Source organism: Dietzia sp. B19 (assembly GCF_014145155.1).
Lineage (GTDB): Bacteria > Actinomycetota > Actinomycetes > Mycobacteriales > Mycobacteriaceae > Dietzia > Dietzia natronolimnaea.
This window is the reverse complement of record NZ_JAALED010000432.1, coordinates 1-3321: the sequence shown is the minus strand read 5'-3', so window position 1 is coordinate 3321 and position 3321 is coordinate 1. Positions and strand designations below refer to the sequence as shown.

2 protein-coding genes and 1 pseudogene are annotated in these 3321 nt (G+C 71.6%); 2 read left to right on the top strand and 1 reads right to left on the bottom strand.

Annotation, left to right across the window (positions count from 1 at the left end; genetic code table 11):
• Positions 1-535 (top strand): annotated as a pseudogene (locus G6020_RS12205) (DUF5129 domain-containing protein); the annotation flags it as partial.
• A 55-nt stretch (positions 536-590) separates the two neighbouring features.
• Here G6020_RS12205 and G6020_RS12200 read toward each other — a convergent pair.
• A complete protein-coding gene (locus G6020_RS12200; RefSeq protein WP_182610815.1) occupies positions 591-1325 on the bottom strand; it encodes a peptidylprolyl isomerase in 735 nt (244 codons plus the stop codon).
• A 122-nt stretch (positions 1326-1447) separates the two neighbouring features.
• Between G6020_RS12200 and G6020_RS12195 the strand changes: the two genes are divergently transcribed.
• Positions 1448-3321: glycosyltransferase (locus G6020_RS12195; protein WP_182610814.1), on the top strand; the 1874-nt coding region annotated here is incomplete at its 3' end.

Sequence of the window (3321 nt, the reverse complement as noted above, 5' to 3'; positions counted from 1 at the left end):
GAAGGCCGACGACATCGAGACCGCGCACACCACGGTCGATCAGATGGAGACGGCGGAGAAGAACATCGACCAGCTCTTCCGCATGGAGCAGGGTGACGCCGACGTGCGCCGCCGCCAGCTCGGCGAGCTCCACGAGGACATGCTGGCCGCCGCGCTGGGGACCGAGGACGAGCGTCTCGCCGCCGAGGCCAGGGCCCTCGACGCGCGGGCGGACGAGCTCTCCCGGGACACGCAGGCCGCCGACTTCATGGACCGCTACGCACGGCTGGTGGTGGACTACCGGCTCGTGGTGGAGGCCATCCGGGCCCGGGAGATGGCGGATGTCGAGGCGGCGGACGACGCGGGTGACCGCCACGCGCCGAGGCTGTACGACCGGGACTGGCGCGCCGGCTACGGCTACAACGGCTTCGTGCCGTTCTACGTGGTCTCGAGCTGGCACGCCCACGACGTGCAGGCGGCCCAGGCGGCGAGTTCCACCAACACGAGCTACTCCAACGCCTCGTTCTCCGGTGGCGGCGGGTCGAGCGGGTACTGACGTACGGCCCCGGGGTCGGGAGGCCCGGGAGCCGCCTCAGCCCCCGGCGCCCGCCTCAGCCCTCGACGATCTCGACCGACTCGATCGTGTGCACCGTCCGCGGGGCGCCCTGCGGGCTGCCGTCGTCCTCGATCGCCGTGACGGCGTCCATCCCGTCGGTGACGGTGCCGAAGAGGCTGTAGGCCGGCGGCAGGGAGACGCCGGAGTCGCCGGTGACGATGAAGAACTGGGAGCCGTTGGTGTCCGGGCCGGCGTTGGCCATGGCCATGGACCCGATCTCGTACTCGCCCTGGGCGGGGAGCTCGTCGGAGAACTGGTAGCCCGGTCCGCCGCTGCCGGTGCCCTGCGGGTCGCCGCCCTGGATCATGAAGCCGGGGATCACCCGGTGGAAGGTGATGCCCTCGTAGTACTTGTGGCGGGCCAGGAAGACGAAGTTGTTCACCGTCTCCGGCGCCTTGTCCTCGAGCAGGTCCACGGTCACCACGCCGGCGTCGGTGGTGATCACGGCGGAGTAGTCGACCCCGGGGGTCAGACACATCGGCGGGGCTGAGTCGAACGAGGTGATCCGCTCGTCGGTGCCCTCGGTGGGCGGGCACTCGACCGCGTCGGCCGTCCCTCCGTCGGACGCCTCGGCCCCGGTCTGCGTCCCCGCGGTCGTGCCGGTGGCCGCGTCCTCGGCGGGTGAGTCGTCGGTGCCGCACCCGGCGAGCGCCAGGGGCACCGACAGGGCGAGGATGCCCAGGGCGGTGCGGAGGGTCGGACGGGGCCGGGCTGTGGCGGAGAGCTGCATGAGACAAACCTACGTGGCGCGTCCACGCCGCTGAACCCCCGGTTCCGCGTGGTGGGAGGGATCGCCCCGGCCCGCCGGGTACGATCGACCCGGCTTTCGACTAGGGACGGGGACTCATCCATATGCACCACCACGGCCACCACGAACTGGTCGACGAGGTCGAGCGGTCGGTCGCCGGTCTCGCGGACCCGATCGGCCGGGAGTGCCTCCAGCGGGTCATCCTGCCCCGGGCCGGCGAGCCGCTGGACGTGAGATCGCTCTACCTCGCCGAGGCCCCCACCAACGCCCGCCGCGCCCACTCCGCCGGCCGCACCACCCTGAGCGTCGGCGCGGACTCTGAGGTCTCCTTCGCCACCTACTTCAACGCCTTCGCGGCGGCGTACTGGCGTCGTTGGACGATCCTCGGTGAGGTGGTCCTGCGGCTGACGATCCGCGGCGCCGGCCGTGTGGACCTCTACCGGTCCAAGATCGACGGCTCGCGCATCGCGATCACCGGGGACGTCGTGGGCGAGCCGGGCGAGTCGGGGGCGGACCGGGTCACGACGGTCGAGTTCGTCTGCGACCTGGGCCCGTTCGAGGACGGCGGGTGGATCTGGTTCGACCTCACCTCCGACACGGACGTCGAGGTGCTCGCCGGTGGGTGGTACTCGGCCGTGGACGCGCCGGCCACCCGCCCGGACGCGGGCCCGGACGGCACCCCCGATCCGTCGGTGCAGGTGCCCAACGACCGCCGGGTGACCGTCGGTATCCCGACCTTCAACCGCCCCGGGGACGCGGTCGCGGCGCTGCGGGCGCTCACCTCCGACCCCGAGGTGGACGCGGTCCTGGACGCGGTGCTCATGCCGGACCAGGGCGACCGCAAGGTGCGTGACGAGCCCGGGTTCGCGGAGGCCGCCGAGTACCTGGGCGAGCGCCTGCGGATCTTCGACCAGCCCAACCTGGGCGGCTCGGGCGGGTACAGCCGCATCATGTACGAGGCCCGGCGGCTCACCGACTCGCCGTACATCCTCTATATGGACGACGACATCGAGATCGAGCCCGACTCGATCCTGCGGGCCCTGGCCTTTGCCCGTTTCTCGCGCGTGCCGATGCTGGTCGGCGGCCAGATGCTCAACCTCCAGGAGCGCAGCCACCTCCACACCATGGGCGAGGTGGTGGGGGCGCACGACTTCATGTGGACCGCCGCCCCGCACGCGGACTACGACTACGACTTCTCCCGGTACCCCCTCACCGACCGGGAGAACCCCAAGGAACTGCACCGCCGGATCGACGTGGACTACAACGGCTGGTGGATGTGCCTGATCCCGCGGGTGGTCGCGGAGAAGATCGGCCAGCCCCTGCCCCTGTTCATCAAGTGGGACGACGCGGAGTACGGCCTGCGGGCGCGCCGCGCCGGCCACCCCACGGTCTCGATGCCGGGGGTGGCGATCTGGCACATGGCGTGGTCGGACAAGGACGACGCGATCGACTGGCAGGCCTACTTCCACCTGCGCAACCGGCTGGTGGTGGCGTCGCTGTACCACGACGGCGACCACAAGGGCATCATGCAGTCGAGCCTCAAGGCGCTGGTCAAGCACCTGGTGTGCCTCGAGTACTCGACGGTGGCCATCCAGATCGAGGCCATCCGCGACTTCCTGCGAGGACCTGAGGCGCTCTACGAGCTGCTGCCGACGGCCCTGCCCAAGGTGCGGGCGATGCGCGCGCGGTTCCCCGACGCCGTGGTGATCCCCTCGGCCGTGGACCTGCCCGCGCCCTCCGGCGGCCCGGCCGGGATCCACTCCGAGCCCCGGGGCCCGGTCCGCAAGGCCCTCGCCCTGGGCAAGGGGCTCATCCACACCCTGAGCCGGGACGACAAGGCGCACCACGAGGTGCCGCAGGCGAACTTCCCGCCCGTGGAGGCGCGCTGGTACTCGCTGAGCCGGGTCGACGGCGCCACCGTCACCACCGCCGACGGGCGCGGGGTGGTCTACCGCAAGCGCGATCGTGAGCAGGCCGA